This is a genomic window from Clostridium sp., assembly GCF_021443865.1.
GTDB lineage: Bacteria > Bacillota > Clostridia > Clostridiales > Clostridiaceae > Clostridium.
On the sequence record NZ_JABUTB010000151.1, the window covers coordinates 1 to 3,115 of the forward strand.

Annotated in this window: 3 protein-coding genes; all 3 read right to left on the reverse strand. The window is 26.5% G+C overall.

Annotated elements, in window-relative coordinates; all coding sequences use genetic code 11:
* Positions 1–504: cyclodeaminase/cyclohydrolase family protein (locus HUJ77_RS15190; protein WP_291710080.1), on the reverse strand; the 504-nt coding region annotated here is incomplete at its 3' end.
* 5 nt (positions 505–509) lie between these two features.
* A complete protein-coding gene (locus tag HUJ77_RS15195) occupies positions 510–1,655 on the reverse strand; it encodes a glycosyltransferase (protein WP_291710082.1) in 1,146 nt (381 codons plus the stop codon).
* Positions 1,656–1,657: 2 nt separating this feature from the next.
* Entirely contained in the window at positions 1,658–2,941 is a 1,284-nt protein-coding gene (locus tag HUJ77_RS15200) for a glycosyl transferase group 1 (protein ID WP_291710084.1), read from the reverse strand.
* Positions 2,942–3,115 lie beyond the last annotated feature (174 nt).

Here is a 3,115-nt window from a genome sequence, read left to right on the forward strand (position 1 = left end):
AATTATTGCACTTTCAATTGCTGAATGTAATAAAGTTGCTGCTACCCCAGCATCAGAAACTAAATTTTTATTTCCATATCTTATAGCAAATTCTATGTTTTCATAAAACTTAATACATTCTTCTGCTAACTCCATAGGTGTATTCATTGCTTTAATTGTAAATTCTTTAATCTTTTCTTTTCTTAATTCTACTTCTTTTTCATTACTTTTAGGTAATTTATATGATTCCATAAGACTTAAGAAATCTTTTCTGTCTTTTTCCATAAATTCTGTAGCAACCACAACTAAATTCTTAGCTTCCTTATGTAAAGTTAACATCTTTTCTTTTTCTTCATCTTTTAATGCTTCATAAACTTTTTTACCTACAGTTAATGAATAAACCATAGAGTTTAAACTTACAGAAAGAGCAAAAACTAACGCTGCAGTACTTCCACCACCAGGAGATGGTGCATCTGAAGATAATTCTTCTAAAAAATCCTCTATTTTATAATACTTAAACAACATTTTAATTACCTCTCTTTCATTAAATAACTATATACATTTAATATTTCATTAATAATTTTTTTCTTTGAATATTTCTCTATACATTCATATCTAATTTTTTCAGCATCATATAAACTTATATTTTCATATACATATTTCATAGCATTGCCTAAATCATCAATATCATTGACCTTAACTAATAAACCATTATCATTATTAATAATATCCTCAGCGCCACCATTATAAGTTCCTATAACAGGTTTTCCTGATGCAAGTGCTTCAATATACACAACACCAAAGGTCTCATATTTTGAAGCAAGAACAAAGGTATCACATCTACTCATATAACTTGACACTTCTTCCCTAGATAAAGCTCCTAAAAACTCTATTTGATTCTCTATTTCAAGTTCTTTAGCTAGATTAATTAGAAATTCCTTTTGACTTCCATCTCCACCTATAACTAATTTAGTGTTTGTATTTATAAAATATTTTGCAAAGGCTTTTATTAATACGTCCATTCCCTTTCCCCCTTCTAAAAAGGCTAAAGAGAAAAAAGTAAATATATCATTATCATATTTTCCAATATTAAATCTTTCTACTGGAATTAAATTGTGTATTACCTTTACATCACTTCTTCCAGAAAACTCACTAATTTCTTTCTTTAGTCCACTTCCTACTGCTATTAAAGCATCAGCATCTAAATAAGACTTTTTAATAAAGGGTTTATAACTATCCTTAATATAAACAGCAGTCTTTAAGGATGAATGTTCAGTTATAATTAGAGGAATATTATATTTTTTTGATATATATGCAGCACTAATTCCAGCCCAAAAAGAAGACTGACAATGTATTAAATCAACTTTACCTTCTTTTGCCACAATTTTCCTATAAAGTCTATCCATTCTCCTGTTAAAAATACTAAACATTTTAGGATTCTTAGGTAAGTAGTTAAAGTTCTTATATCTATATGTTCTTAGTTTATCTTCAATACTAAAGCTAATTCCTATCTTTTCATTAATTTTAAATAATTGAGTTAATGGCCACACTTCATTATAGGCTACCGTGACTTTAACTCCACTTTCTTGAATAGCTTCTGCTTGTTCCTTAAAGAAGCTTCCATGTACTGGATTTCTCTTATTATGATACCAAGATGGTATAAACATAACATGCATTGCTAATCCTCCCTTAATATTAAATCTAATCTTTTAGATATATTCTCCCATTCGTATTCAGCAATTTCATTAGACTTACTTCCACTAATTATTCTGTTTGTCAAATCAATAATTGCATCATTAATATCATTACTATTATTAATAACTACTCTGCACTTATCTTTATTGCTAACAACATCAAGTATAGGATCATTTTCATCTCCTAAAACAACTAGAATATACGCATAACAACCAAAATAATCATAAATTTTTGCTGGAATTTGTTTAGAATTTTTATTTCCAAAAAGCAATAGTATATCTGCATTTATCATATACCCTAAGGCTTCTTTATAAGGAATTCTATTAGAAACTTTCACATTATCTATTTCTAGAAGTTCAGTTCTTACTTCTTCGTTATCTATATTCCCAAAAAATAATATGTTCAATTTATTATATAGTGAGTAATTATCTTTTTTAATAGTATTTAAAGCTTTAATAAAAGGTCTTATATCTCTAAGCTTTGAGAAAATTTCTCCAGCATAAACTATATTAATCATCTTATCATTAATTAAAACAGGTTTTTCACTTTCCTTAATATCTTTATATACCTTGGCATCATATCCTCTTGTTATTATATAAGTATTATCAATATTTAAATTATAAGTTCTTACGTAATCATCTCTATTAGCCTTTGTAACAAAAATATGTTTATCTGCTAAATTAACTATTTTCTCTTCATAATTTCCTTCTATTTTCTTTCTAATAAAGCTAGAACCTTCTCTAGTGGAATCTTTTAGCCAAGGATCACTCCAATAAGCTATCCACTTAAGTTTTTTATATTTTTTCTTAATTCTATAAGCACATATATGACTAGAAGGTGGTTCATGCATAGAAAACATAACATCAAACTTCTCTTTTTCCATTAGTTTAATTCCATAACCACTTGCTTTTATAGCCCAATATAGATATATATCAGGAATAGCAAATATACTTTTAGCTTTTCTAAGAATTCCTTTTATTTTAGCTTTAAATTTATTGCTATTACTAACAGTTCCTAAAGAGTTTCTCTTTTTAGGCATTATCTTTTCAAATACTATTCCACCAGAAATAATATGTAATTTAACTTTAGGATCTAGCATACTTAAAATATATTCATCATAATAAATTGAATTAGGAGGAAAATTTACAGTTAAAAGATGAATTTCATTATCCTGAATTTTAGCTAAATTATTCAAATATTGAAGTGTTTCAATAGATGCAGAATTATTTATTAGCGGTGAATAACAAGCAATAAATAATATTTTCATTAACCTTCCCTCCTTTTAATTTTTTCCTTAATAATAATTAAGGCTTCTTCAAATTCTTCAATTCTAAATATTTTACACAAAACAAAGAATATTAGGGCTCCTATTATTCCATCTATTGCAATAATAAAAAATGAATTCTCTATAATAAATATTTTATTTAAATAATAAAGACTC